The sequence below is a fragment of the Mesorhizobium sp. WSM4819 genome, assembly GCF_055811215.1.
In genome coordinates this window covers 103531-128991 of sequence record NZ_JBVVQO010000003.1, presented here as the reverse complement: position 1 = coordinate 128991, position 25461 = coordinate 103531, and the positions used below count along the sequence as shown (strand labels likewise).

Annotated in this window: 22 protein-coding genes and 2 pseudogenes; 13 read left to right on the top strand and 11 right to left on the bottom strand. The window is 63.5% G+C overall.

Translation table 11 applies throughout. The annotated features are described in order from the left end of the window. The first annotated feature begins 46 nt into the window (after positions 1 to 46). The 4 genes from AC0L18_RS04410 to AC0L18_RS04395 are packed head-to-tail and all read left to right on the top strand — an operon-like array spanning position 47 to position 4465. Positions 47 to 1138: a tungsten formylmethanofuran dehydrogenase gene (locus tag AC0L18_RS04410; RefSeq protein ID WP_473490777.1), complete on the top strand. Its 1092-nt coding sequence runs from the start codon at positions 47 to 49 to the stop codon at positions 1136 to 1138. Next, the gene (locus AC0L18_RS04405) at positions 1132 to 2763 is read left to right on the top strand and encodes a formylmethanofuran dehydrogenase subunit A (protein ID WP_473490776.1); all 1632 of its coding nucleotides are present in this window, start codon (positions 1132 to 1134) and stop codon (positions 2761 to 2763) included. Before AC0L18_RS04410 ends, AC0L18_RS04405 begins: the two co-directional genes overlap by 7 nt. Then, positions 2751 to 3659, top strand: coding sequence for a formylmethanofuran--tetrahydromethanopterin N-formyltransferase (gene fhcD, locus AC0L18_RS04400; protein ID WP_473490775.1), 909 nt, complete (start codon positions 2751 to 2753; stop codon positions 3657 to 3659). Before AC0L18_RS04405 ends, fhcD begins: the two co-directional genes overlap by 13 nt. Further along, positions 3656 to 4465, top strand: a complete 810-nt coding sequence (locus tag AC0L18_RS04395; RefSeq protein ID WP_473490774.1) for a formylmethanofuran dehydrogenase subunit C — start codon at positions 3656 to 3658, stop codon at positions 4463 to 4465. The genes fhcD and AC0L18_RS04395 overlap by 4 nt, the downstream gene beginning before the upstream one ends. Positions 4466 to 4526: 61 nt before the next feature. Here the strand turns inward: AC0L18_RS04395 and AC0L18_RS04390 are convergent, their stop codons facing one another. The 3 genes from AC0L18_RS04390 to AC0L18_RS04380 are packed head-to-tail and all read right to left on the bottom strand — an operon-like array spanning position 4527 to position 8095. Further along, on the bottom strand, positions 4527 to 5351 hold the full coding sequence (locus AC0L18_RS04390) for an alpha/beta hydrolase (RefSeq protein ID WP_473490773.1): 825 nt from the start codon (positions 5349 to 5351) through the stop codon (positions 4527 to 4529). 11 nt (positions 5352 to 5362) lie between these two features. Beyond that, positions 5363 to 6850, bottom strand: a complete 1488-nt coding sequence (locus AC0L18_RS04385; protein ID WP_473490772.1) for an NAD-dependent succinate-semialdehyde dehydrogenase — start codon at positions 6848 to 6850, stop codon at positions 5363 to 5365. A gap of 18 nt (positions 6851 to 6868) precedes the next feature. Next, a complete protein-coding gene (locus AC0L18_RS04380) occupies positions 6869 to 8095 on the bottom strand; it encodes an iron-containing alcohol dehydrogenase (RefSeq protein WP_473490771.1) in 1227 nt (408 codons plus the stop codon). A 140-nt stretch (positions 8096 to 8235) separates the two neighbouring features. Between AC0L18_RS04380 and AC0L18_RS04375 the strand changes: the two genes are divergently transcribed. Both AC0L18_RS04375 and AC0L18_RS04370 read left to right on the top strand, forming a co-directional pair. Then, on the top strand, positions 8236 to 8937 hold the full coding sequence (locus tag AC0L18_RS04375; RefSeq protein ID WP_473490770.1) for a GntR family transcriptional regulator: 702 nt from the start codon (positions 8236 to 8238) through the stop codon (positions 8935 to 8937). 62 nt (positions 8938 to 8999) lie between these two features. Further along, positions 9000 to 9591: pseudogene (locus AC0L18_RS04370) on the top strand (DJ-1/PfpI family protein). Between the two features lie 87 nt (positions 9592 to 9678). Here the strand turns inward: AC0L18_RS04370 and AC0L18_RS04365 are convergent. The 3 genes and pseudogenes from AC0L18_RS04365 to AC0L18_RS04355 all read right to left on the bottom strand — a co-directional run bounded on the left by AC0L18_RS04365 (position 9679) and on the right by AC0L18_RS04355 (position 12967). Continuing rightward, a pseudogene (locus AC0L18_RS04365) lies at positions 9679 to 11201 on the bottom strand (xylulokinase). An 82-nt stretch (positions 11202 to 11283) separates the two neighbouring features. Continuing rightward, the gene (locus tag AC0L18_RS04360; RefSeq protein ID WP_473490769.1) at positions 11284 to 12252 is read right to left on the bottom strand and encodes a shikimate dehydrogenase family protein; all 969 of its coding nucleotides are present in this window, start codon (positions 12250 to 12252) and stop codon (positions 11284 to 11286) included. Between the two features lie 73 nt (positions 12253 to 12325). Next, positions 12326 to 12967 carry a glucose-6-phosphate isomerase gene (locus AC0L18_RS04355; protein WP_473490768.1) on the bottom strand — a complete coding sequence of 214 codons (642 nt, stop codon included), beginning with the start codon at positions 12965 to 12967 and terminating at the stop codon, positions 12326 to 12328. Between the two features lie 25 nt (positions 12968 to 12992). On the opposite strand from AC0L18_RS04355, the gene AC0L18_RS04350 reads away from it, so the two are divergent. The 6 genes from AC0L18_RS04350 (at position 12993) to AC0L18_RS04325 (ending at position 19445) form a co-directional block, all read left to right on the top strand. Then, positions 12993 to 13844 carry an orotidine 5'-phosphate decarboxylase / HUMPS family protein gene (locus AC0L18_RS04350; protein WP_473490767.1) on the top strand — a complete coding sequence of 284 codons (852 nt, stop codon included), beginning with the start codon at positions 12993 to 12995 and terminating at the stop codon, positions 13842 to 13844. Next, positions 13829 to 14335: an SIS domain-containing protein gene (locus AC0L18_RS04345; RefSeq protein WP_473490766.1), complete on the top strand. Its 507-nt coding sequence runs from the start codon at positions 13829 to 13831 to the stop codon at positions 14333 to 14335. Before AC0L18_RS04350 ends, AC0L18_RS04345 begins: the two co-directional genes overlap by 16 nt. 302 nt (positions 14336 to 14637) lie before the next feature. Then, positions 14638 to 16110 carry an ABC transporter substrate-binding protein gene (locus AC0L18_RS04340; RefSeq protein ID WP_473490765.1) on the top strand — a complete coding sequence of 491 codons (1473 nt, stop codon included), beginning with the start codon at positions 14638 to 14640 and terminating at the stop codon, positions 16108 to 16110. A 73-nt stretch (positions 16111 to 16183) separates the two neighbouring features. Beyond that, entirely contained in the window at positions 16184 to 17320 is a 1137-nt protein-coding gene (locus AC0L18_RS04335) for a carbohydrate ABC transporter permease (RefSeq protein WP_473490764.1), read from the top strand. Next, positions 17317 to 18363, top strand: a complete 1047-nt coding sequence (locus AC0L18_RS04330; RefSeq protein WP_473490763.1) for a carbohydrate ABC transporter permease — start codon at positions 17317 to 17319, stop codon at positions 18361 to 18363. The genes AC0L18_RS04335 and AC0L18_RS04330 overlap by 4 nt, the downstream gene beginning before the upstream one ends. Before the next feature lie 5 nt (positions 18364 to 18368). Continuing rightward, positions 18369 to 19445, top strand: a complete 1077-nt coding sequence (locus AC0L18_RS04325) for an ABC transporter ATP-binding protein (RefSeq protein WP_473490762.1) — start codon at positions 18369 to 18371, stop codon at positions 19443 to 19445. 99 nt (positions 19446 to 19544) lie between these two features. On the opposite strand, the gene AC0L18_RS04320 is transcribed toward AC0L18_RS04325, so the two are convergent. From AC0L18_RS04320 to uxuA, 4 genes are all read right to left on the bottom strand, one after another. After that, a complete protein-coding gene (locus AC0L18_RS04320) occupies positions 19545 to 21053 on the bottom strand; it encodes a tripartite tricarboxylate transporter permease (RefSeq protein WP_027151366.1) in 1509 nt (502 codons plus the stop codon). Positions 21054 to 21063: 10 nt separating this feature from the next. Beyond that, on the bottom strand, positions 21064 to 21525 hold the full coding sequence (locus AC0L18_RS04315; RefSeq protein WP_023797766.1) for a tripartite tricarboxylate transporter TctB family protein: 462 nt from the start codon (positions 21523 to 21525) through the stop codon (positions 21064 to 21066). A gap of 100 nt (positions 21526 to 21625) precedes the next feature. Beyond that, positions 21626 to 22603, bottom strand: coding sequence for a tripartite tricarboxylate transporter substrate-binding protein (locus AC0L18_RS04310; protein ID WP_473490761.1), 978 nt, complete (start codon positions 22601 to 22603; stop codon positions 21626 to 21628). Positions 22604 to 22862: 259 nt separating this feature from the next. Beyond that, positions 22863 to 24095, bottom strand: a complete 1233-nt coding sequence (gene uxuA / locus AC0L18_RS04305; RefSeq protein WP_473490760.1) for a mannonate dehydratase — start codon at positions 24093 to 24095, stop codon at positions 22863 to 22865. Between the two features lie 53 nt (positions 24096 to 24148). On the opposite strand from uxuA, the gene AC0L18_RS04300 reads away from it, so the two are divergent. Beyond that, positions 24149 to 24349: a hypothetical protein gene (locus AC0L18_RS04300; RefSeq protein ID WP_473490759.1), complete on the top strand. Its 201-nt coding sequence runs from the start codon at positions 24149 to 24151 to the stop codon at positions 24347 to 24349. Here AC0L18_RS04300 and AC0L18_RS04295 read toward each other — a convergent pair. Further along, on the bottom strand, positions 24346 to 25452 hold the full coding sequence (locus AC0L18_RS04295) for a glycosyltransferase (RefSeq protein WP_473490758.1): 1107 nt from the start codon (positions 25450 to 25452) through the stop codon (positions 24346 to 24348). The two genes, AC0L18_RS04300 and AC0L18_RS04295, sit on opposite strands and share 4 nt — an antisense overlap. Between the last annotated feature and the right edge of the window lie 9 nt (positions 25453 to 25461).

The window sequence follows — 25461 nt, the reverse complement described above, 5'->3', positions numbered from 1 at the left end:
CCAGTTTCGTCTAGGATCGGGCTGGCACCAGAAAGTAGCGTAGTGAATGGCGGTTGCTTGGATCGGCAACCGGGAAACGCTGGTCGAGCGCGCGGCCGCACATGCCGCCGCGCTGTTGGGGTCAAGCCGGTGCCCGGTTTTCAGCCTGGATACGGATATACACGGCACCAGGGCGGCGATCGCGCTGGCTGAGCGGGTTGGCGCGGCATATGATCATGCCCATGGCGCGGCAGTTTCCCGAGAGGCCGCCCTTTTTACCGACAAAGGCGCGATGACCGTCGCGCCCGGCGAGACGCGCCGGCGCGCCGACGTCGTGGTGATCGTCGGCGAACTCCCGCAGATCCACCATCAATTTGTCGGCGAGCTTGCCGAGACGGTTCCCGATCTCTCGGCCAAGAATCAGCGCGAGATCTTTCTGGTCGGGTCGAACGAAACGTCTGCGCCGCGGTTGAGCAACGGGCGGACGGCGACGCTGCTGTCCTGCGGCGAGGCAGGCCTCGGCGCGACGCTGGCGGCACTGAGGGCGCAGTGGAGGGGGCGCCAGACATCGCAGCCGGTGTCGAATTTCGACGATTTCGCCAAAGCCCTGGAGGCTGCGCATTTTCCCGTCTTCCTGTTTTCAGGCGACGCAACAGACGGGCTGGCGCTGGAGATGCTGCAAGGGCTGATCACCGATCTCAACCGCAAATCACGCGCATCCGGCCTGCATCTGCCGGCGAGGGAGAACGGATGGGGAAGCGCGCTCGCCTCGACCTGGATGACCGGTTTTCCGCTGCGCACCGGCTTTGCGCGCGGCTTCCCGGAGTTCGATCCCTGGCGTTACGATGTCGCGCGCATGATCGCTGCCGGCGAAGCCGACCTGCACCTGCGGATTTCGTCCTCGATTGGCCAGCCGCAGAAGAAAAGGAACCGCATGGCGCTGATCGCCCTGGCGAAAACGCATGAGCCGGTGGCGGGTGCTGCGGTCACCATCGCCATCGGCGAAGCGGGCGTCGATCATCAGGCGGTGGTCTATTCCAGCCGCACCGGATCGCTGCGGTCGGTCGACGCGCGCGCGGCGTCCGAACTGCCCTCCGCTGCGACCGTTGTCCGGTTGGTTGCCAGTCATGTCTCCGCCGAGGCGGCGTTGCCATGCTGACGAAAATCGCCGGCGGCGACATCATCGATCCGGTCAACAGCCGTCTCGGCAAGGGCGACCTGTGGATCAGCGACGACAAGATCGTTGCGGCGCCGGCGGGTGGCGCTGCCGACCGGACCATCGACGCTGACGGCTGCATCGTCATGGCGGGCGCCATCGACATCCATTCCCACATCGGCGGCGGCAACGTGAATACGGCACGGCTGCTGCTGCCGGAGCAGCACGCCGCGCACCAGGCGCGGCCGGCGGCGACGCCGCTCTCCAATGCCGGCTGGTCGACTTTCCAGACCGGCTGCCTTTACGCCAAGATGGGTTTCACCACGGTGGTCGAGCCGGCGATGTCGCCGGGAGCCGCGCTTCACACCCATCTCGAACTGGCCGACATCCCGATCATCGACAAGGCGACGCTCGCCATTCTCGGCAACGACGATTTCCTGCTGTCGATGATCCGCGACGACGCCTCCTCGCAAATGATCGAGGACTATGTCGCCTGGACGGTCGCCTCGACGCGGGCGCTTGGGGTCAAGGTGATCAATGCCGGCGCGGCGGCCGCCTTCAAGGAAAACGTCCGCACCTTCTCGCTGGACGACTTGGTGCCTTCCTATGGCGTCAGCTCGCGCAAGATCGTCAAGACGCTGCAGGCCGCCGTCGCCAGTCTCGGCATCCCGCATCCGCTGCATGTCCATTGCAACAATCTGGGCAGCCCCGGATCGGCGGACACGGCGGCCGCGACGATCGCGGCGGCGGAAGGATTGCCGCTGCACCTCGCCCATCTCCAGTTCTATGGCTACGGCACGGAAGGCAAGCGCAGGTTTTCCTCGGCCGCGGCGCGCCTTGCCGAACTGGTCAACGCGACGCCGGAAGTCACCATCGATATCGGCCAGGTGATGTTCGGCCAGACAGTCACCATCTCCTCAGACGTCATGCGGCAGTTTTCGGCGCGTGGCAGTGCGCAGCCGAAGAAGTCCGTCATTCATGACGGCGACGGCAATGGCGGCGGCATCGTGCCCTACCGCTATGGCAAGGATTTCTATGGCACGATGCAGTGGGCGATCGGGCTTGAGCTTTTTCTCCTGATCGACGATCCGTGGCGTGTCTTCTTCACCACCGATCATCCCAACGGCGCGCCCTTTACCGCCTATCCGGCCCTGTTCGAGTTGCTGATGAGCCGGGAAGCGCGCACCGAAATGATCGCCGGACTTTCACCTTCCGCCATGGCGCTCTCCACGCTGGCGGCGATCGACCGCGAATACAATTTCGAGGAAATCGCCATCATGACGCGCGCGGCCCCGGCCAGGCTGCTCGGGCTGACGGACCGCGGCCATCTCGGCGCCGGCGCGACAGCCGACATCGCTGTCTACCGCAGGGACCAAAACATCGCGAAAATGCTGGGGCAGGCGGCGTATGTCTTCAAGGACGGCGATCTCGTCGTGCAGGACGGAGAGATCACCCACTACCGCTGGGGCAAGGCGCTCAGGCTCAATCCGTCGCCGGACAAGGCGATGCTGCGGCGCCTGGAGGATTATCACCAGCAGCGCTACGGCCTGTCGCTGGACTGGTTCGATTTCCCGGATTCGGCGGTCGCGCGCGAACACCCATTCGGCGAGGTGGCATGCCGAACGTGAGCGTAAATGGCATAGTGATCGACGATACCTTTGCCGAGGCCTTCGGCATGCGCGCGACCGCCATCATCATCACCGCGCCGAACCGGAAATGGGCGCGCCAGGCGGCGATCACCATGACCGGCTTCGCCACCTCGGTGATCGGCTGCGGCTGCGAAGCGGCAATCGATGTCGAGCTGCCGCCATCGGCGACACCGGATGGCCGGCCCGGCTGCCGGGTGATGATCTTTGCGATGGGAACAGACGAGCTGCAGAAACAACTGCTCAATCGCGTCGGCCAGTGCGTTTTGACCTCGCCGGGTTCGGCCTGCTTCGCCGGACTGGAGGGCAGCGCCGCGTTGAAGCTCGGTTCGGCGCTGCGTTATTTCGGCGACGGCTGGCAGATCTCCAAGAAAATCGGCGGCAGGCATTTTTGGCGCGTTCCGGTCATGGACGGCGAATTCCTGTGCGAAGCAACGACCGGGCTGACCAAGGCTGCCGTCGGCGGCGGCAATTTCTTCGTCATGGCTGAAACCAGCGCCAGGGCCTTGCTCGCCGCCGAGGCCGCGGTTGCCGCGATCGGCCTGGTGCCGGGCGCGATCGTGCCGTTTCCGGGCGGCATTGCCCGTTCGGGTTCCAAGATCGGCGGTAAATACAAGGGCATGATCGCCTCGGCCAACGAAGCCTACGCGCCGACACTGCGCGGTGTCGTCAGGAGTGAGCTCGGCGCCGACATCAACGCCGTCCTGGAAATCGTCATCGACGGCGAGACCAACGATGCCGTTGCCGCGGCGATGAAGGCCGGCATCAAGGCCGTCATCGAGCTCGGGCCGAAGCGAGGCGCGGTTCGCATCAGCGCCGGCAATTACGGCGGCAAGCTCGGCAAGTTCATCTATTCGCTGAAGGATATGCTGCCGTGAAAGCGCTGACCTTCACCCTAGTCGCCGAGCCGCCCGAGCGCCTTGACCTGTCGCTGCTGACGGCGGAGCGGCTTGCCGGGATCGAAAGGCGCGATTTCGAAAAAATCCGGATCGGCATGTCGAAACATCGATCGAAGGTCGGCGATATTTTTCGCGTCGCCGGCAACGATCTGCTGGACATCGTCTTCGAAGGCGGCAGCGCGCGCCTCGACCGGGTGGCGGAAGGCATGCGGGGCGGTTCGGTTCACGTCGTCGGCGATGCCGGCGCCCAGGCCGGGCGCGCCATGCGCGGCGGCACGCTCACCATCGAAGGCAATGCGGGCCCGCATGCCGGCTCCGGCATGCGCGGCGGCAGGCTTGAAATAACCGGCAACGCCGGTGATCACCTTGGGGCGCCGCTCGCCGGCGAACTGGCCGGCATGAATGGCGGCGTGCTGATCGTCAGGGGCAAAGCCGGCGCTTTTGCCGCCGACCGCATGCGGCGCGGCCTGATCGCGGTGCTGAAAGGCTTGGGCGACAATGCCGGCAGCCGCATGATCGCCGGCACGCTTGTGGTGGCCGGCGGCACCGGCGAGATGCCCGGCTATCTGATGCGTCGCGGTTCGATCCTGCTCGATCGCGCGCCGAAAAGCCTGTCGCCGAGTTTTGTCGAATGCGGCGCGCCGGAGAGCGTCTTCGCCGCCGTCATCGATCGCCATCTGATCGCCGAGGGTATTTTGAAACGGCCGCTGCTGGGCAACGCGCCGCAGAAATATGGCGGCGACAACGCGGTGCTTGGCATGGGTGAGGTTCTTTTCCCTCGCTGAGGCGTGCTGCAGACGCCCTTGCGGTAAGCCGCGATGGATGATGGCCGGCATGTCTGCTGGGTCAACGATCGTCGTTGGCAATCAGTTTCGTCAGGCAATCCCCCGCCTGGCTCTCCGGCAGGCCGAGATCTCTGACACTGTCCATGTGGTTGCGGTTGGCGAGAACAAGCGACGTTACCGGCAAACCCTGCTGCAGCAGGTGGACTTTGAATCGATCTGCTTGCTGATGGAAAGGCGGCGTCTCGTTGGCTCCGACCAGAACCATCGCCCTGGTTTGAGGATCATGCCGATAGGCAAGCGGTGTAAACTTGGCGACTTCCTCATCGGTGATTGCAATCTCGATGGCGAGAAAGGAATTTTGGAGCGGTTTCAAATCGTAGAGCCCGCCGAGCAGAAGGGCTGCCCGCACATTGGAGGGGGTATGCTCGCTGTTGAACAGGAACGTTGAAAGATGTGCCCCGGCCGAATGACCGCTGACGGTCAGGTTTGCCGGGTCTCCGCCATGGTCGGCGATATGGGCCAGAACCCACCGCTTGGCGCGGCGCACCTGGTCGATGATCGTCGCCATCCTGACCTTGGGCATCAGAGCATAGTCGACGATGGCGGCAATCGCACCGGCCTGGGTAATCGTCGCCGCGACATATGAATAGTCACGCTTGGAGAACATCCTCCAGTAGCCGCCATGGATGAACATGTGCACCGGCAGGCGGCTTCGTTTGCCCGGGGGAAAGAACAGGTCGATGGTTTCGGTCTGATCCGGCCCATAGGCAATGTCCGCTGTCATCGGGATGGTTGCGCGGACGGCCTCGCTGCGGTGAACGATGTCCTGGACGATTTGATCGAAATCGGCGACATGGTCGCGGATGCGGAACGGATCGTTTTGCACTCTTCCTCCGCTCAGATGCTGATGGCGAGATATTTCGCCTCCATGAACTCGGCAATGCCGTGATGCTGGCCGCCCTCGCGGCCGAGGCCGCTCTGCTTGACCCCGCCGAACGGTGCTGCCGGATCGGACATCAAGCCGCGGTTGAGAGCGACCATCCCGGCTTCGATCCTGGATGCCACCCGCATTCCCCGCGCAAGATCGCGCGTGTATATGTAGGCGGCAAGACCGTATTCGGTGTTGTTGGCACGCGCGATGATTTCGGCTTCCGTTTCGAAGCTCGAGATCGGCGCCACCGGCCCAAAAATTTCCTCGTGCGCCATCTCCGCCTCGGCCGGGACGTCGCAGAGCACGGTCGGCGGATAATAGTATCCCGTTCCCGAGCCTGCCTTGCCTCCGCACAGCACCCGCGCGCCACGGGCGACAGCATCGTTGACCAGGCGGTCGATCTTGTCGACGGCCTTCCTGGTGATCATAGGCCCGCACTCCGTGGCCGCGTCGGTGCCGGCGCCGATCGTGAGTGCCGACATCCGCCTAGCGAGGCTTTCGCAAAACGCATCGTAAACGCCGGACTGGACATAGATGCGGTTTGCAGCCGTGCAGGCCTCGCCGGCGTTGCGCATCTTCGCCACCATCGCCCCATCGACCGCCGCGTCGAGATCCGCGTCATCGAACACCAGAAATGGCGCGTTGCCGCCAAGTTCCATCGAACACGAAACCACGTGCTTTGCGGCCTCGGCCAGCAGAACGCGCCCGACAGAAGTCGAGCCGGTGAAGGAGAGTTTGCGCACCCGCGGATCGGCCAGCAGCGCGGCCGTCACCGGACCGGGATTGGAGGTTGTCAGAACGTTGACAACCCCTGGCGGAACACCTGCTTCCTGGTAGAGCGCGGCGAGCGCGTAGGCGGTGAGCGGGGTCTCGCTGGCCGGCTTCAAGATCACCGTGCACCCGGCAGCCAGGGCGGGCGCGATCTTGCGCGTCGCCATGGCGGCAGGAAAATTCCAGGGTGTTACAAGGACGCAGATGCCGATCGGCTCGTAGTCGACGACGATGCGGTTGGTGCCGGAAGGCGCCATCCCGAATTCGCCGGTGATGCGAACCGCTTCCTCGGCATTCCAGCGAAAGAATTCCGCGGCATAGGCGATCTCGCCACGCGCGTCCCGCAGCGCCTTGCCGTTTTCCAGCGAGATCAGGGTGGCCAGCGTCTCGCAACGCTGCGTCATCAGCTCGAAGCAATTTCTGAGGATTTCGGAGCGCTTGCGGGGCGCCGTCGTGCGCCAGCATTCGGCGGCCTTGGCCGCAGCCTCCACGGCGGCCGCGGCATCTTCGATCGTCGCATCGGGAACCGCGGCGATCACCGCTTCCGTGGAAGGGTCGACGACCTGGATTTCCCTGCCGTCGGCGGATTGCCGCCATTGGCCGCCAATATACAAGCCGTGGGAGAATCTATGGAAGCCGGCAGTGTCCTGCTCGTCCTCCAGCATCTGATGAGATATGTTCATGGCCTGCTCCTCGGTTGCTCACATGACACAGGCGGCGAGGTCGCCATCATAGGCGGCCTGGATCAGGCGCCGCATGGCTGCCGGATCGAATGGACGCGGATTGTTCTTGATGAGACGGTCGATGCCGAGCGCCTGTTCGGCCGTCCAGTCGAGCCTGTCGGCGGGAAGCCCCAGCCTGGCCAGCGTAGGCGTAATCCCGATCGCTGCAAACAGCCGGCCGATCTCGTCGATTGTCGCGTCGGCCATCTCAGCGGTGCTCCGGTCCCTGCCGTCGAGACCAAGGGCAAGGCCGATCTCGGTCATCTCGGTGGCCGCGGCGGCCCGGTTGTACTTCATGACATACGGCAGCATGGTGGCGACACCCAGCCCGTGAGCGGTATGGGTAAGGGCGCCGACCGGATATTGCACCGCGTGCGCCGCCGCCGTTCCGGCCGTCCCGAACGCGCAGCCGGCTGCAAGCGCGCCCATCATCACATCGGCGCGAGCGTCCTCGTCGGTCGGGGCGCGGCAGGCCTTCTCGAGACTGCGGCCAAGCAGCTTGATCGCGAGCAGCGCAAAATGATCGGTCAGCGCGCTCTTGCCGATGAAGACATGCTGTTGGGGCAGGCCGGGGTCGGTGCCGCGCCTGGCGGCGGTAAAAGCCTCGACCGCATGGGTCAGCGCGTCTGCGCCGGCGATCGCCGTCAGCCCCGGGGGACATGTCATCGTCAGTTCCGGGTCGCAGATGGCGGCTGCCGCGATCAGATGCGGGCTGGAGATGCCTACCTTCATGGTGCGATCCGGATCGGAGATCACGGCGACAGGGGTCACTTCCGAGCCGGTGCCGGCTGTCGTTGGCACCGCGATCAGCGGCAGCGTCGGACCGGGCACCTTGAACTCGCCGTAGTAGTCCTGGAGCAGGCCGCCGTGGCTGATGAGCAACGCGGCGCATTTGGCCATGTCGAGACAACTGCCGCCGCCGATGCCGATCACCATGTCGGGCGCAAACTCCCGCGCCTCCTCGACACAGACGGCAACCGTGTCGCGCGGCACATCCGGCTGCACACGATCGTGAACCAGCACAGCGATCGATGCGCCCTCGAGCGCCGCGATGATCTCGGCGAAGGCGACAGTTGCGGCAAAGCGCTCGTCCGTACAGACGAGAGCGCGACGGCCAAGCCTGGCCGCAACGGTTGCAATGACATGGCGCTGACCCTTGCCGAAGAGGATTTCACGCGGCAGCCTTATTGCAGCGAAAAGGCTCATGGTCTTGCGTCCCTCGATGATGGAGGAAAGGCGAAATCTCGCCGAGCTCCCAAGGTATCCTCTATCAAATCGTATAGGATATAGGATTGTGTTGGGCGAAGCATCGTGTTAGCCAGTGATCCTGTCAAGGGGCAAAAAAGATGCAGGTCACGAACGCAAGCAATGCCCGAGAAGTCGACCCCGCCAGCGGGCGCATCCAGCGATCCACCAGCCTGGTGGAGGACGTCTATGAAGCGATCTTCGCGCAACTCATGGCGCTGAAGATCGCGCCTGGCTCACGGATCACCGTCGACAGCCTGGTCAAGGAACTCGACGTATCCCACACGCCGATCCGTGAAGCGCTTGGCCGCCTCGAAGGCGAAGGCCTTGTGCTGAAGACACATTTGATCGGCTACCGCGCCGCGCCGCAGATAACCAGGCGCCGATTTGACGAACTCTATGAGCTTCGCCTGCTGCTCGAGCCGCATGCGGCTGCCAAAGCAGCCGCATTGATGGATGAGACGAAACTTGCGGTGCTTGAGGAGTCCGCAGGCGGCATGGCGCGCCGCGAAGGCAAGGATGAACGCCTGCGTTACTCCAATTTTGCGCGGCAGGATGCCATTTTCCACGACCGGATCATGGAATTTGCCAACAATGAACTCGTGCGCGAGACGCTCGCGTTCCAGCATACCCACTTCCATATCTTCCGCCTGATGTTCCATTCGCGCGTCACCGAGGAAGCGCTCGACGAGCATCAGGCCATCCTGGCCGCCTTCGCCGCCTCCGACCCCGCGGCGGCGGAACAGGCGATGCGCCGTCATATCGAGCATTCCCGTGATCGTTTGTTGCCGGCGTTCGATTGAGACCCGCGCCGCCGGCGAGTGCAACGCCCGCCCGACTTCCATTCCAAAACGAGGAACCGACCATGCCAGGCAAGAAAATACTGATGTTGACCGGTGAGTTCACCGAGGAATACGAGATCTTCGTCTATCAGCAGGCGATGGAGGCGGTCGGCCACATCGTCCATGTCGTCTGTCCTGACAAGAACGCTGGCGACCTGATCAAGACGTCGCTTCACGATCGAGGGTGACCAGACCTACACCGAAAAACCCGGCCACTACGCGTTGCTGAACAAGACCTTTTCGGAGGCGGAAAGACAGCTCGACCAGTATCATGCCGTCTATTGCGCCGGCGGCCGTGGCCCCGAGTACATCCGCACCGACAAGCGTGTGCAGGCGATGGTTCGCCATTTCCACGAGACCAGGAAGCCGATCTTTACCATCTGTCATGGCGTCCAGATCCTGATCGCGGTCGACGGCGTCGTGCGTGGCAAGAAGGTCGGTGCGCTGGCTGCCTGCGAGCCGGAAGTGACGCTGGCCGGCGGAACCTATATCGACCTGTCGCCGACCGAGGCCTATGTCGACGGGACGATGGTCTCGGCAAAGGGCTGGACCGCACTTGCCGCGTTCATCCGCGAGTGCCTGAAGGTGCTGGGGACGGAAATACGCCACAGCTAAAGTCAATAGTCCGATGCATCCCAGACGGGATGCATCGTGATTGCCAGATCTGTCGCTGCAGTCAGGGCTCGGCAGGCCTGAGATGCGTCACGGCTGCGTCGGCCGCGTCGCCGCCGCCAGCGTGTCGATGTCGTCGTAGAGCGCCTGGCTGTGATAGTAGAGCTTGTCGAAAACGGGTTGGGTGCGCCTGTAGGTCTCGGCCCATCTGGGGTCCGGCAGGATTTCTGCGCCGTAGCTCACGAAGCGCTCGGCCGCCTGTTCGACGCGCGAGAAGCGGCCGGTCGCCGTCGCGGCCATCGCGGCACAGCCGACAATGCCGCATTCGGGCTCTCGCGGAACCAGGATCGGAATGTTGAAGGCGCTGGCCTTGATCTTCAGCCAAAGTTCGGCGCGCGCCCCGCCGCCGGCGGCGATGACGCGCTCCAGCGGCTTGTTTGACGCCTGTTCCATGATGCGGATGTGGCGCGTCATGGCAAAGGCGATGCCTTCCAGGATCGAGCGATGCAGATGCTCCATGCCATGCGCGGCGCCCAGTCCGAAGAACTGTGCGCGGGCGTTGCGATGGCGCCCCAGGCGTTCGCCGGTGAGAAAGGGCATGAACAGCAGCGCGTCGCAACCGGCCGGCGCCTCGGCGGCGCGGGCGACGATCTCGTCATAGGACAGCGCGTTGCCGTGGAAGGCACGGCGTGCCCAGCCATGCCGTCGCCGCCGGTCTCCAGCAGCACGAATTGCGCCCAGTTGCCTTCGACCGTCGCAACGTTCGAGATTTCCGGGTCAAGCAGCGGCTTCTCCGCGATAACAGTGATGATGGCGCCGGTGCCCGTGCTGTCGGAACCCAGTCCCGGGCGACAGGCGCCTGAGCCGAGCAGTGCCACCGGATAGTCGGCGCCACCGACCAGCACCGGGGTTCCAGAGCGCAGGCCGCTGTCGAGCGCCGCCTGTTCGGTGACGTGGCCGACGACATCCAGCGGGTTGCGGATCGGCGGCAGCTTGGCGGCATCGAGACCCATGCGCTCGATCATCACCGGCGACCAGTCGAGCCGCTCTGGGTTCATCAGGAAGCTGCAGGACGCGTCGCCCGTATCCATGGCGATCTCGCCGGTCAGCCGGTAGTTGATGTAATCCTTCGGCATGACGGTGACTGCGCTTCGGGCGTATGCGGCGGGATCGTTGTCTCGGACCCATTGTAGTTTGAAGCCCGGCCATGCCGGGGTCGGCGTGTTGCCGCTTTCGGGCAGGTAGCTGTCCGGCTGGTTCGCTTGCTCGAAGCGACGGACGAGATCGACGGTGCGCTTGTCGTTCCAGAGCGGTGCCGTGTCGCGCGTCAGCGCTCCGTGCGCGTCGAGCAGGACCAGCCCGTGCATCTGCCCGCAGACGCAGATGGCGGAGATGTTTTCGCGGGCACCTTCGACGCGGTCCAGCACCGTCTTGACGCTGGCTCGCGCACCCTCCCACCAGTCGAGCGGCCGCTGTTCGGCCCAGCCGAATTCCGGCACGATCTGGTCGTGCTCGCGCGACGCAAGCTCGAGGATCTTGCCGGCGACATTGATCAGTGCGGCGCGGACGCTGCCGGTGCCGACGTCGATGGCGAGGAAAAGCTCGCCGCTCATTTCGGAAGAGTCCTGAGATGGGCAAACATGTGATCCTCTGTCTATCAGTCAAAGCGAGCGCGGTGTGACAAGACCGACGGCGTCAGGCTTTCGCCGCTTCGATGGCGATGCGCGACATCGCGTCGAAATCCGGCCCGGACACCGGGATCGCGATGTCGAAGACCTCTGAGATCACCTGCGTCCAGCCATGCAGGAAATATGTCCAACCATCCTCGATCTGCAACTGCTGTCGGGCCTGCTGCCGCCTTGCCTGGTCGAGGAAGATCAGGTCGCCGCGATAGTTGAGATCCCAGGCAATGCCGCGCTTGGGGAACACGCCGTCATCGGTAATCGGCGAGCCGGGCGCGTCCTTGCCAAGTCCGGTCGCGTTGATCACCAGCGAGCCTGGTTTCAGCGCCGCCAACGTCTCGTCATTGATCTCTGGTCGGTCCGCCAGGACATATTCGAGCTCGACCGTCGACGTCATGTCTCTGTGGATGCGCTCGATTTCATCGAGACGCGGCTGCGAACGGTCGCTGACAATGATGCGCGAAGGCAAGTCGGCGCCACGTTGCTTGCGCATCAGGTGCCAGGTGATTGCTATCGTCGATCCGCCGGCGCCCATCGACAGGACCTCCGCGCCGGTGTCCGCAAAATATCCCGCCGGAATGAAACCGTCTATCGCAAGGCCCGAAGAGATCGGATCCTTGGCATGGCAGACGAGTTTTCCGCCCCGCTTCGACAGGCAACTGGTCTCGTGCATCAGGCGGGCGTGCGGATCGATAACATCGAACAGGTCGCGCGCTGCGTTGAAAAGATCGATCTTGTGCGTGGTGACCAGCGCGCCAAGCGACTGCGGGTCGGATTTTATGAAGGAGACGACCTCACGGTAGGCCTCCGGATCGGCATGGAGTGGAAAGTCGATGCCCCTGAGAACCGCATCCTTGAGAACCGCTTCCTTCAGCCCGAGGTGGCGCGCCCATGCCGGGAAAACCCGCATGATCGAGCTGCTCGTCGTCGTGACGCCGATAAAATAGAATGTCGGCTGGGTGGCCGGCCGATAGCGGTTCATTTGCCATTCTCCCGGATTTTCTCCGCGCGCAGTGCAGCAATGCTAAATGAAGCAGCGATCTCGTAGCGAGCCTTCATGCCGGCGCCGTGCCGGATTGTTGCCCATAGAGGGCAGAGATCAGCTTTGCGTCACGCGGTCGCCAATCCGGGTTGTCGACTTGCCTCCAGCCTCCATCGCCGGCGACCACGCGCGAGCGCATGCCTCCCGATCTCGCGATGATCTCGTAGTCCTGCCCTGAATCGGCGGGGTAGCAGAACAGCATCACCAGATCGCCTTCCCCGACATTGATCGAGCGGTGGATCCAGAACGGCGGAACATAACAGACGGTCTGGGCGTCGATCGGCAGGATGCGAACCTCGCCCTCCGGCGACTCCATCAGCATGAGACCGTGGCCTTTCTGGCCATAGTAGATCTCGGGCCGGTTGGCCTGCCTGTGGATATGGCCGCGCGTCATGAAATACTCGTCGCCGACCTTGCCGGGCGCCATGTGCGTGACGCCGAAAATCAGGTCGCCCGACTGCTCGGTCGGTCGGAACTCGGAGACCTCGTAGACGATGCGCTCACCCCATGTCACGCGCATGGCTTCGAACGCCGCGGCGTCGGCATAGAGCCCGTCCAGATCGCGGAAGCGCTTCTGGTAGCTGCCGGTTGCATTTCCCATCGCACCAGTCGACAGGTCGACCTTGCATGCAATGGGCTCAAACAGTCTCGTCAAAGGACTACCTCATACTGCATTGCAGGTGGCGTCGGCGCTGATCTGGCCCGCACCTCCTGCTTTCGACAAGACCACTTGCTTTGCAGGGTACGATTTGCTCCCTATGCAGACCAGCCTGGAGGTTGCTGGATTATGGCAGGTTTCGACCACGAAGCACACGACAGTGGGTTGGGCGGCATGCCGCATCCGCTGTCTTAAGCAATCCGAGAGAACCGCCTTGCTCCTCCAAGTCGCCTTCGACAAGCCTGAACACCTGGCCCTGCTCGCGCAGATGAAGGAATTTGCCGACATTATCGAGATCGGCACGCCATTGCTGAAACGCCTCGGCCTCTCGGCCATCGCCACGGCGCGCGAGCTCTGCCCTGAAGTCATGGTGTTGGCCGATACCAAAACCGTCGACGGCGGCCGGTTCGAGGCTGATATGGTATTCGGCGCCGGTGCCGCGTTCATGACGGTGCTTTCGTGTGCTTCGTCCGCCACGCATGAGACGGTGGGAAAACGTGCCGCAGCCTTCGGCGCGACGGTGATCGTCGACACCATCACCGAGATGGGCAAGGCAGAATTGCTTCCCTTGAATGCTGTCTTCCCCGAAAGCTTCGGCTATGTCGCGGTCCACTCGCCAACCGATGCGCGGCTGGCCGGCAATATTTCCACGTCACATTTCGACACAGTCAGGAAGATGCACGATCGCGGCTTTCTGGTTTCGCTCGCCGGCGGGATCGGCCCCGACACGCTGCAAGCGGTGATCGCAGTCGAGCCCGAAATCCTCGTGGTTGGCAGCGCCATCACGGAATCCGCAAGTCCGAAAGAGGTAGCACGATGGATTCGCGACAGATTGCCCAATCCAGGCCGTGGCTGGCCGTGGGACAGGAGATAGCCGACCTTCTCGGCCGGATCGACGCCGACGCCTTTGCAAGGCTGGTGCAGGCGTTCGATGACCCTGATCAGCGATGGTTCTTTTCCGGGCAGGGACGCTCCGGCCTTGTCGCGCAGATGGGTGCGATGCGCATCATGCATCTTGGCCGAACGGTGCATTTCGTCGGTGAGGCATCGGCGCCATCGATCCGCAGGGGCGATGCGCTGCTGATCATCTCCGGCTCCGGGGAAACGCCGGTCAGTACAGGCTTTGCCCGCATCGCCAAGGCGGAGGGCGCCAAGGTCGTTACGCTGACGCATCAGCCGGCCGGGACCCTGGCCGGCATTGCCGATCTCACGCTGCATGTCCCTGTCGAGAAATCGAAACAGTTTGGCGGCAGCCTGTTCGAGCAATCCTGCCTCATCCTGCTCGACAGCATTGTGCTCTTCATGGCCCAGCAGATCCGCGACGCGCACAGACTGATGTTGCACCGCCACACCAACTTGCAGTGACGCCCGTGCCGACGGTGGTGTGACGGGGATTGTCGATGCGGTGGAATACTCCCCAGGCAAGATCGAGCGGTCTTCTGGCGACTCCGCGCTAAAACCGCTGCGCGTTTTTGGGCGACATGCATTAGCCGGGAAGCCCGCGGGGCAGCTCACCTTCCGTCGCGGCAAGGCACTGGACTCGCTGCGCGATGCCGATATTGTGCTTGGCAAGCGTTGGTGCCGTGCTCTGGCGACGGCAACCGACGGGGAGATACCGGCGGCTTGGTTCGCAGGAACATGTCCCGGTCAACACGGGAGGAAGTCTGATGAGAATTGGGGTCTTTCTGGCCGGCTTTTCGGCTTTTACCGCGCTGGTTGGCGCGCCTGCCTTTGCCCAGGACAAGCCGTTTGCGGGGGTTACAGTGAACGTCATTACGCAGACCGGTGCGATTCAGGAGCCGCTACAGCGGCGCGCGCCCGAGTTCGAAGCGCTCACCGGCGCCAAGATCAATGTCATCGCGGTGCCCTTCTCGGATCTTTATCAGAAGATTCTCACCGACTGGGCGAGCGGCACCAACTCGGTCGACGCCGGCGTGTTCGCCCCGCAATGGATGGTCGACTACATTGCCGGCGGCTACCTCGAGGACCTGACGCCGCGGGTCGAGGCCGACAAGGACATCCAGCAGGACGATGTGGGCGCGTTCTTCCGGGACTTCTCCGAGAAGTACAGCGGCAAGACCTATATGATCACGCTCGATGGCGACTTCCACATGATGTACTACCGCAAGGACGTGCTCGAAGCGGCTGGCCTGGCGGTGCCGAAAACCTGGGACGAGTATCTCGAGGTCGCCAAGTCCACGCATGGCAAGGACATGAGCGGCGATGGCACGCCGGATTTCGGCTCCTGCATCGCCAAGAAGCGCAACGCGCAGAGCTATTGGTTCGTTACCGATGTGGTCGGCTCGATGACCCAGTCCAAGGGAACCAGCCAGGGCACTTTCTTCAACACCAAGGACATGACGCCGCTCGTCAACAACGACGCCTTCCGCAGGGCGCTCGACTTCCTGTCTGAATCGACCAAGTACGGCCCGCCGGACGAACTGAACCTCGACGTCAGCGATACAAGGCCGCTTTTCGCTTCCGGCCGCTGCGCGCTGAACCTCGACTGGGGTGATGTGGGTACGATCTCGATCGATCCGAAGCAGTCCAAGGTGATGGGCAAATGGGGCGCTGCGATCATGCCCGGATCCAAGGAGGTCCTGAACTGGGACACCGGCAAGCTGGAAGCCTGCACGGCAGAAAACTGCCCGCACGCGATCGACGGCGTGAACCATGCACCATTCGCCGCCTTTGGCGGCTGGGGCGGCGGCATCAACGCGGCGGCCGATCCGAAGGTGAAGGACGCCGCCTACGCCTACTTCTCGTTCATGACGCAGCCAGCGCAATCGAATGCCGACGTTACCGTCGGCGGCACCGGGTTCAACCCGTACCGCACCTCGCAGCTCGGCTACAGCGACCTTTGGAAGAAGGCCGGCATGAGCGAGGAGGAGGCCAAAGTCTACCTGGGCGCGATCAACGACAGCATGAGCAGCCCGAACATGATCCTCGACCTGCGCATCCCACAAAATCAGAAGTACCAGCAGGTCGTGCTCGACGAGGCGGTCTCGCGCTTCCTCGCCGGCGAAATCGACAAGGAAGCGACCGTCGCGGCGGTCGAGGAAGGCTGGAATGAGCTGAACGAAGAGGTTGGCAAAGACGAGCAGCTCAAACTTTACAAGGCGACCATCGGCGCCAAATAGGCAGCCAAGCAAACAACCCGGCGTGGCATCGTCCGCGCCGGGTCTGATGCCTGCCCCACTTTCTCAGGATATGATGACCGCAACCGACACGATGCCAGACGCTGCCGACCGCCGCAGCTGGGCCGAATGGCTGGACGGTCACTCAGGCCGGATCATGGTGCTGCCAGCCGTCGTCGTGCTTCTCTGCTTCGCGATTTTTCCGCTCATCATCTCGGCCTATCTCGCGCTTTCGCGCTTTGCGCTCGCGTCGGGCGGATTCACGCTGAAATTCATCGGACTTTTGAACTTCCGCAAGCTGCTGGTCGGCTCGCAGCAGTATCACCTGCTCGGTAAGTTTGGCACGTTCGGCTTTGTCCAATTCGCTTTGCTGGCCTTGATCGCGGCAGGGCTGTTTTTCCTCCTCGCCCGCTACTTGTTGCGTGGCAGGCCGACCGTCGTCGGCACGGTTGGTCGGCTTCTGGCGACCTCGATGGCGATGGGCCTGGCGGTTCTTGCGCTGGCCACCATGGCGCCGGGCGGCGTGCCGGGGACTGTCGTCAACACGCTTCTCTACGTGTTCGTCGGCGTGTCCGTGCAGTTCGCACTGGGGCTCGGCCTCGCGCTGCTGTGCGGCCAGCCGATCCGCGGCCGGAATTTCTTTCGCGTCCTCTTCTTCATCCCGCTGATGGTGACCCCGGTCGGCATCGCCTACACGTTCCGCATGCTCGCCGACATGCAGAAGGGGCCCTTCGCCCCGCTCGTGCGCGCTTTCGGCATCAGCGAGTGGTCGTGGGCCACGGAGGCCTGGTCGGCGCGGCTGATGGTGTTGGTCGGCGACACCTGGCAGTGGACGCCGTTCATGTTCATCGTGCTGCTGGCGGCCATCGAAAACCAGCCGCGCGATCAGGTCGAGGCGGCACGGCTGGACGGCGCCAACGGCTTCCAGATTTTTCGCGACATTACCTGGCCAGCGATCGCGCCGATTGCCGCTACCGTCGTGCTGATCCGGCTCATCGAGGCTTTCAAGATCATCGATCTGCCGAACGTGCTCACCGGCGGCGGCCCCGGCCTGGCGACGGAATCGATGACGCTCCATTCCTTCATTTCCTGGCGCACCCAGGATCTCGGCGGCTCGGCCGCTATCGGCTACATGCTGCTCTTCATCTCGACCATCGTATGCGTCTCGTTCTTCAACTTCGTGGTCCGGCCGGCGCGCCGGTTCGAAGCATGAGCACCGAGCCGCGCTCGCTGGCGCGCCGGCTGTTCGAGCCGGCCTCGATCGACAGCCAGGCGCCGGTCGCCAGGGTGGTGACCTATGTGCTGCTGTTCCTGTGGACGCTGGTTGTGGTGCTTCCTCTCTACTGGGTGTTCATCACGTCCTTCAAGGGGCCTGGGGAGGTCGACAACGGGCCGTTCTATCTTCCGTTCGTCGACTTTGCTCCCTCGCTTCAGGCATGGGACTTCATGCTCGTGCAGAATTATACGCTGCGCCCTTACATGAATTCGGTCGTTGTCGCCGTCGCCAGCACGCTGCTCGCAGTCCTGATCGGCTCGCTGGCAGCCTACGCGCTCGTGCGTATCCGCTTCCAGGTGAAACTCGCCGCCGTTGCAATCTTCCTGATCCTGCTCACCGCAATCATCGTGGCGGTGGCCACTTTCGGCGTGCGCTGGGAGATCGCTATTGTCGTGGCGGCAGCCCTCTTCGTCATTGCGCTGTTCACGCTCGCTGGACGCACGAAGCTTGCGGTCGGCAACAGCGACATTGAGTTCTGGATCATCTCGAACCGCATCATGCCGCCGATCGTCGCCGTATTGCCGATCTACGTGATGTTCCAGCAGATGCGCCTGCTTGACACGCAGGTGGCGCTGATCGCCACCTACACCGCCATCAACCTGCCGATCGTGGTGTGGCTGACGCGCGATTTCTTCGCCGGCATCCCGCTCGACCTCGAGGAGAGCGCACAAATAGACGGCGCCTCCAAGTTCCGCGTTTTCTTCACCATCGCGCTGCCGCTGGTGCGGTCCGGCCTGGTCGCGACCTTCCTGCTGGTGCTGATCCTTGCCTGGAACGAGTATCTGCTGGCCCTCTTCCTCTCCAATGCCGATGCGCAGACCATGCCGGTGCTGGTATCGGCACAGAACACGACCCGCGGGCCGCAATGGTGGAACATGTCGGTGTTGATCACCGTGATGATCGCCCCCGTGATCATCATCTCCAGCATCCTGCAGAAGCACATCGCGCGCGGGCTGCTGGTCGGCGCAGTGAAGGGCTAGTCAATATGCGGGTCACCCTGTCCGATATCTACAAGTCCTTCGGCGCGGTCGAGGTGGTCAAAGGGCTCGACCTGGAGATCGAGGACGGCGAGTTCCTGGTGCTGCTCGGCCCTTCAGGCTGCGGCAAGACGACAGCGCTGCGCATGGTGGCCGGGCTTGAATCGGTGAGTTCCGGCCGCGTCCTCATCGGCGACCGCGACGTCACCCACGTGCTGCCCAAATATCGCGATGTGGCGATGGTGTTCCAGTCCTACGCGCTCTATCCGCACATGACGGTTGCCGAGAACATCGCATATCCGCTGAAGCTTCGTGGCGTGCCGCGTACTGAGCGCGACGCCGCCGTGCGCACTGCCGCCGTCAAGGTGCATCTCGAGGAGTTCCTCGACCGCTATCCGCGGCAGCTTTCCGGCGGTCAGCGGCAACGCATCGCGCTCGCCCGCGCCATGGTGCGGCGGCCGAGCGTGTTCCTGATGGACGAGCCGCTCTCCAACCTCGACGCCAAGCTGCGCGGCCACATGCGCTCGGAACTGAAGCGCCTGCAGGCCGATCTGGGCGTGACGACGATCTACGTCACCCACGATCAGATCGAGGCCATGACCCTGGCGCACCGTGTTGCCATCATGAACCGCGGCGTCGTGCAGCAGATCGCGACGCCCCGTCAGATCTACGACGATCCGGCGAACCTATTCGTCGCCGGCTTCATCGGCTCGCCGCCGATGAATTTTCTCCACGGTGAGCTGGTCGAGGGTAGCTTCGCCTGCGCGGAAGGGCGATTTGCGACCAGCGTTGCCGAAAGCCGTAAGAAGGTCACTGCCGGCCTTCGGCCCGAGGATTGCCGGGTCACGGCGCCATCGGAGGGCAAGATTGCGGCGCGAGTCTATGCCGTGGAACTGATCGGCGATCATACATTGATCACCTGCCAGTTCGGTGGGGCCACCGTAACCGTCAAGGCCGATAAATCGGCGCACTACGATATGGATGAGCCGATCGGCATCACCTTCCAGGATGCTGCCGTCTTTCTGTTCGATGCGGAAACCGGGGCCCGCATTCGCGGCCGCGCCGGTAGACAGGCGGCCGCGTGACTTAAGTTCTTGTTATGCATGTCGTTGTCGCAAAACCGCTGCGCACCCTCGGGTCAGGCCCGGGGTCAGGCCCAAGGGCATGTTTTTGCGTGACATACATTAATTCTCCTCTACGAACACCTCTTCGCGCTTCTTCTTGACCGCCGGCAGGAAGACGATGACGAGCACGGCGAAGGCGATGAACAGCAGGCCGGCGCTGATCGGCCTCGTCACGAAGGTGGTCGGGTCGCCGCGCGCGAGAATCATGGCGCGGCGCAGGTTTTCCTCGAGCAACGGGCCGAGCACGAAGCCGAGCAGCAGCGGCGCCGGTTCGCAGCGCAGCTTGGTCAGGAGATAGCCGAGCAAGCCGAAGAAGGCGACGGCGTAGAGGTCGTAGATGTTGGTGTTGACGCTGTAAACGCCGATCGAGCAGAACGCCATGATGATCGGGAAGAGCACGTAGTAGGGGATCGTCAGGAGTTTCACCCAAAGCCCGATCAGCGGCAGGTTCAAGATGATCAGCATCAGATTGCCGATCCACATCGAGGCGATGATGCCCCAAAACAGCGCCGGCTGTTCGATCGCGACATTGGGGCCGGGCACGATGCCCTGGATGATCATCGCGCCGATCATCAGCGCCATGACCGGGTTGGCCGGAATGCCGAGCGTCAGCATCGGGATGAAGGAGGTCTGCGCACCGGCATTGTTGGCCGATTCCGGTCCGGCGACGCCTTCGACGGCGCCCTTGCCGAATTCCCCGGGGTTTTTCGAGATGCGTTTTTCGACCGTGTAGGAGGCAAAGGCTGCAAGGATCGCGCCGCCTCCCGGCAGGATGCCGAGCGCCGAACCGATGATGGTTCCGCGCACGATCGGCGCCGCCATGCGGCGAAAGTCGTCGCGGGTCGGCATCAGGCCGGAGACGCTTCGGATCATCACCGAGCGCTCGTGCTCGTTTTCGAGGTTGCGCAGGATCTCGGCGACGCCGAAGACGCCGACCGCCACCGCGACGAAATTCAGCCCGTCGGCATATTCGCGGATGCCGAGCGTGAAGCGCGGCGTGCCGGTGTAGATGTCGGTGCCGACGATGCCGAGCAGCAGGCCAAGCACGACCATCGCCAGCGCCTTGACGATCGAGCCGTGGGCGAGCGCGACGGACGAGACGAGGCCGACGATCATCAGCGAGAAATACTCGGCCGCGCCGAATTCCAGCGCGATCGCCGTCAGCGGCGGGGCAAAGACGGCGACGAGGAAGGTCGATACCGTGCCGGCGAAGAACGAGCCTATCGCCGCGATGGCGAGTGCCGCCCCGGCGCGGCCGTTCTTGGCCATCTGGTAGCCGTCGATGGCGGTGACGGCCGACGAGGATTCGCCAGGCATGTTGATGAGGATGGCGGTGGTCGAGCCGCCATATTGCGCGCCGTAATAGATGCCGGCGAGCATGATAAGGGAGGAAACCGGGTCGCCGATCTGGAAGGTGATCGGCAACAGCATGGCGATGGTGGCGGTGGCGCCGATACCGGGCAAAACGCCGATCAGCGTGCCGAGAAGGACGCCAATCAGGCAGAAACCGAGATTTGCCAGCGACGAGGCCGTCGAAAAACCAAGCGCGAGGTTGTCGAGGAGTTCCATGTTCATCTCCTCAAAACTGCAGCCACGGGCCGAAGCGCCGGAACGGCAGGCCGAGCGCATAGCTGAAGACGAGGAACGCAAACAGCGTCAGGCCGGCGGAGAGCACGAGCGCGGTCAGCGGCCTCATGCGACCGCTGGCAAAGGATGCGATCAGCGCCGTCAGGAAGATCGAGGGGAGGAAGCCGAGGCCGCGCACGGTCAGGCCGAAGAAGATCGGGGCAGGCAGGATGAACAGCATGCCGCGCCAGGCTACATGGCCGATCGGCTCGCTCTCGAAGCGCACTGCTTCGACGAGGATGACGGCGCCAAGCAGGATCAAAACGATTGCCAGGACCAGCGGGAAATAGCCCGGTCCCATGCGGAAGGCGGTGCCGATTTCGAGGTCGAGCGACTGCAGCGCGAAAAATCCGCCGAGAAAGATGAACAGCGCGGCGCATATGCCGTTGGTCGTGTCGATTGTGAAGGGTTTCATGACGTCCTCCCAGGCCCGCGCCGCGGGCGCGCCGATGCCGGTGTGAAAATGGGGCCGGTGTGAAAAAAACGGGGCGCTGGTGGGCGCCCCGTTCAAAATCTCAGTCGGCGTACTGGCCGGCGGCTTCGATGATCGGCTTCCAGCGCGCGATCTCGCCCTCCAGCTTGGCCTTCAGCGCGGCCGGAGTCGCATCAGCTTCAGGCGATGGCTTGGTGCCGAGTTCGGCGAAGCGGGCGACGACATTCGGGTCCTTCAGCGCGACCTGAAGCGACTTCGACAGGCGTTCGGTGACCTCTGCCGGCGTGCCCTTGGGCGCGTAGAGGCCGTGCCAGATGCCGACCTGCACCTCCGGGAGACCGCCTTCCGTCGTCGTCGGGACGTCCGGCAGAACATCGAGGCGTTCAGCCGAGGTGACGGCGTAGACCTTGATCGTGCCGCCCTGGATCTGCTTGGTGGTGTTGGTCGACTGATCGCACATGATGTCGACCTGGCCGCCGAGAAGGTCGGTCATGGCCGGGCCGGTGCCCTTGTAGGGCACGGTGACCAGCGGCGTGCCGATCGCGCTCATGAACAGCATGCCGCACAGATGCGAGGCCGCGCCTATGCCGGCATTGGCGACGGTGACGGTATCCTTGTTGGCCTTGGCGTAGTCGACCAGCCCCTTCAGGTCGGTCGGCTCGAGGTCCTTGCGGCCGACGACGGTCATCGGCACCTCGGTGACGAGGCCGACATATTCGAAGCTGTTCAGCGTGTCGTATGCGAGCTTTCTGTATAGCGTGGCGCTGGTCGCCATGCCGATATGATGGAGGAGCAGCGTATAGCCGTCCGGCTCGGCGCTCGCGACGCGACCGGCGCCCAGCGTGCCGCCGGCGCCGCCGACATTCTCGACGATGATCTGCTGGCCGAGATCCTTCGACATGGCTTCCGCGACGAGGCGGGTGACCGTGTCGGTCGGGCCGCCGGCCGAAAACGGCACCACCACGGTGATGGTGCGTTCGGGATAGGTTTGCGCGCCCGCGGCGAACGAATAGAGCGTGACGGCGGCGGCGGCGGCCAGAGCGGCGGCGAATTTTCTCATCTTGTTTTCCTCCCAGGATATGAATTCCCAACCGCCTCCTGGAGTTCTTCTCAACTCCGGCTGCGGATGGACCAATAACGAGCGTAACCCAGCGGATTGCAATCGGACTCAAGCCGCATGTTGCTATTATACACAAGTCCGCGCAAATGGGTGAAAAGCTGGCATCAAGCCGGAGGCGGACTGCCGGACGCCCAGCGGTCGAAGATGGCATTTTTAACGTGCACAGGTCGCGGACCGGCCTGTGGCATTTCCCTCTGGATTATGCGGTGTAAGTGGAGATCGGCTCTCCTGATGTCGACCTGCGAATCGCATGTTCGACGCCGCGGAGCTCGGCCAATCCCTTGAGCCGGCCGATGGCCGGATAGCCGGGCTGCGCCCCGCGCGTCAGGTCATCGAGGATATCCTGGCCGTGGTCGGGGCGCATCGGGATGAAGGCGTCCTGGCGTCCTTCCACTTTGCGCCGCGCTTCCTCGCGAAGCAGCGCCGCCACCACCGCCACCATGTCGGTGTCGCCGGCAAGGTGCTCGTCCTCGTGGAACGAGCAGGGGGTGCCGGCCGCTTCCTTGCGCACATTGCGCAGATGGGCGAAATGGATTTTTGGCCCCATCCGCTCGATCATGCCGGGCAGATCATTATCGGGTCTCGCGCCGAGCGATCCGGTGCACAGCGTCGCGCCGTTGGCCGGGCTGTCGACTGCGTCCAGAACATAGCTGTAGTCGGCCTCGGTCGACATGATGCGCGGCAGTCCGAGCAGCGGAAACGGCGGGTCATCGGGGTGGCAGCAGAGTCGCAGGCCGAGGCGTTCGGCCGTGGGCACGACCTCCGCCAAGAAATCGACGAAATGCCGGCGCAGGGTTGTTGCGTCGATGCGGTCATAGTTTGACAGTTGAGCCGCGAGGCCGTCGAGAGACGTGTCTTCGGTCGAGCCGGGCAGGCCGGAATTGACGCTTCTTGCCAGAATCTTGCGCGCATGGTCATCCATTTGCGCATATCGGCGCGCCGCCTCGGCAGCGATCTCCGGTGTGTAGTCGCCGGGCGCCGCCTGGCGTTTCAGGATATGGATGTCGAATGCGGCGAAGTCGATCAGATCGAAGCTCATGGTGGTGCCGCCATGCGGCAGGCGCCAGGCAAGATCGGTGCGGGTCCAATCGAGCACGGGCATGAAATTGTAGCAGATGACCGAAATGCCGGCTCGCGCCAGGCTTTCCAGCGATGTCCTGTAGTTGGCTAGATGGCTGCGCCATTCGCCGACCTGCGTCTTGATCGCTTCGGAAACCGGCAGGCTTTCGACAATCTCCCAGCTCAGTTCGCTTGCGCTTCCATCCGGCAAGGACGCGACTTCGCGCTGACGCCTTTCGATTTCGGCGGGCAGCCAGACGGCGCCGTGAGGAACGTGGTGAAGGGCCGTGACGATGCCTTGCGCCCCGGCTTGACGCGCGTCCGCAATCGTCACCTTGTCGACCGGGCCGAACCAACGCCACACATGTCTCATTCGAACACTCCGTTAAAAAGAATCGCCGCGCGGCTGCCCGCGCTCCTGCCGCGGTGACCGACCTGCTGCTTTTCTTCATCCGCTGCTATCAGATTTCGATGTCGGCGCGAATGGCGATAGCGGCTGGCGTCAATCAGCGCCAGCGCGAAATTCCCTGGCTAAAGCGCATCGCGTCTGCGACGCGCTTTAGCCTTTTGTTTTTGTGCATGTCGTTGACCCAAAACCGCTGCGCACTTTTGGGCGACATGCATTAGAGCAGCGCTTCGTACAGATCCCCGATTTTTTCAACTTCGAAATCCGCTGCCCTGCTTTTCAGGGTGGTGGCAGAAATGGGGTGGTCCAGCATGTCAGCCATCGCCTTTGCCATAGCCGCGGCATCGCCGACCGGCACCAAGGCGCCGAAACGACCGTCACCGAGAATCTCGCGCGGGCCATGTGGCGCATCCGTGGAGATTACCGGGACGCCCGCAGCCATGGCCTCGACCAGCACATTGCCAAAGCCTTCGCTCGTCGAGGAAAGCACGAACAGATCGGCTGCGGCATAACAGGCGGCTGGGTCGTTGACGTAGCCAGCAAAGAGCACGTCCGCGCCGATACTGGTTTCCTCGGCATAGGCGCGCAACTCGGCAGCCAGCGGACCTTCGCCGAAGATGACAAGTCGAGCGCGGCGGCCGGCGCGCAGGATAGCGAAAGCCCGCAGCAGGGTCCGATGGTCCTTGACCGGCACCAGGCGCCCGGCGGTGGCGATGACCGGGCCATCGCCCATCGTCGCCAGCTGTGCCTGCCATACATGGGAATCTTGTTCGAGCGCCGCAACCGGCGGCAGCGGATTGTTGATGACGACAATCTTGGATTCAGGAAAGCCGCGGGCCGCAATGTCGCGGCGGACACCCGCTGAGACGGCGATGGCTTTGGTTGCGCGCGCTGCAACCAGCGCGGAAAGCCAGACCGCTATTCTCGCGCCGAGGCTGCTGGAAGGCAGTGAGGCGGCTGCGTGGAAGCTTGGAAAGAACCGCGCCCGGCTTCGCGCCAGGAGAAGCGCCAGGGCCACGACCAGATTGGCAAATTCCGGGGCGCTGTAGACCGCATGCGGAGCAAGGCGGCTGAACAAACCTGCGCTTCGCACGATGCCTTTCAGCGTCTCCCACTTGCCGTAACCCTCGCCCCGGATGGGAAGGTCGAAATCGACCAGATGCACGGCGGGAGAGCGCAGCGCGGCGTTGGGTCCTTGCGCATTCCAGGTAAAAAGGGTGACATCGTGCCCACGCGATGCCAATTCGTTTGCCATGAGGACGAAGACACGCTCGGCGCCGCCGCCCCTGAGACTGGCGATGTGAAAGACAATGCGCTTCGCCATGCCTGGATT

What these genes read in the sequence shown, in the direction of transcription:
- AC0L18_RS04410 (WP_473490777.1), top strand. Translation starts at nt 47, where the DNA reads ATGGCGGTTGCTTGGATCGGCAACCGGGAAACGCTGGTCGAGCGCGCG.
- AC0L18_RS04405 (WP_473490776.1), top strand. Translation starts at nt 1,132, where the DNA reads ATGCTGACGAAAATCGCCGGCGGCGACATCATCGATCCGGTCAACAGC.
- fhcD (WP_473490775.1), top strand. Translation starts at nt 2,751, where the DNA reads ATGCCGAACGTGAGCGTAAATGGCATAGTGATCGACGATACCTTTGCC.
- AC0L18_RS04385 (WP_473490772.1), bottom strand. Translation starts at nt 6,850, where the DNA reads ATGAACATATCTCATCAGATGCTGGAGGACGAGCAGGACACTGCCGGC.
- AC0L18_RS04380 (WP_473490771.1), bottom strand. Translation starts at nt 8,095, where the DNA reads ATGAGCCTTTTCGCTGCAATAAGGCTGCCGCGTGAAATCCTCTTCGGC.
- AC0L18_RS04375 (WP_473490770.1), top strand. Translation starts at nt 8,236, where the DNA reads ATGCAGGTCACGAACGCAAGCAATGCCCGAGAAGTCGACCCCGCCAGC.
- AC0L18_RS04360 (WP_473490769.1), bottom strand. Translation starts at nt 12,252, where the DNA reads ATGAACCGCTATCGGCCGGCCACCCAGCCGACATTCTATTTTATCGGC.
- AC0L18_RS04340 (WP_473490765.1), top strand. Translation starts at nt 14,638, where the DNA reads ATGAGAATTGGGGTCTTTCTGGCCGGCTTTTCGGCTTTTACCGCGCTG.
- AC0L18_RS04335 (WP_473490764.1), top strand. Translation starts at nt 16,184, where the DNA reads ATGACCGCAACCGACACGATGCCAGACGCTGCCGACCGCCGCAGCTGG.
- AC0L18_RS04330 (WP_473490763.1), top strand. Translation starts at nt 17,317, where the DNA reads ATGAGCACCGAGCCGCGCTCGCTGGCGCGCCGGCTGTTCGAGCCGGCC.
- AC0L18_RS04325 (WP_473490762.1), top strand. Translation starts at nt 18,369, where the DNA reads ATGCGGGTCACCCTGTCCGATATCTACAAGTCCTTCGGCGCGGTCGAG.
- AC0L18_RS04320 (WP_027151366.1), bottom strand. Translation starts at nt 21,053, where the DNA reads ATGGAACTCCTCGACAACCTCGCGCTTGGTTTTTCGACGGCCTCGTCG.
- AC0L18_RS04315 (WP_023797766.1), bottom strand. Translation starts at nt 21,525, where the DNA reads ATGAAACCCTTCACAATCGACACGACCAACGGCATATGCGCCGCGCTG.
- AC0L18_RS04310 (WP_473490761.1), bottom strand. Translation starts at nt 22,603, where the DNA reads ATGAGAAAATTCGCCGCCGCTCTGGCCGCCGCCGCCGCCGTCACGCTC.
- uxuA (WP_473490760.1), bottom strand. Translation starts at nt 24,095, where the DNA reads ATGAGACATGTGTGGCGTTGGTTCGGCCCGGTCGACAAGGTGACGATT.
- AC0L18_RS04295 (WP_473490758.1), bottom strand. Translation starts at nt 25,452, where the DNA reads ATGGCGAAGCGCATTGTCTTTCACATCGCCAGTCTCAGGGGCGGCGGC.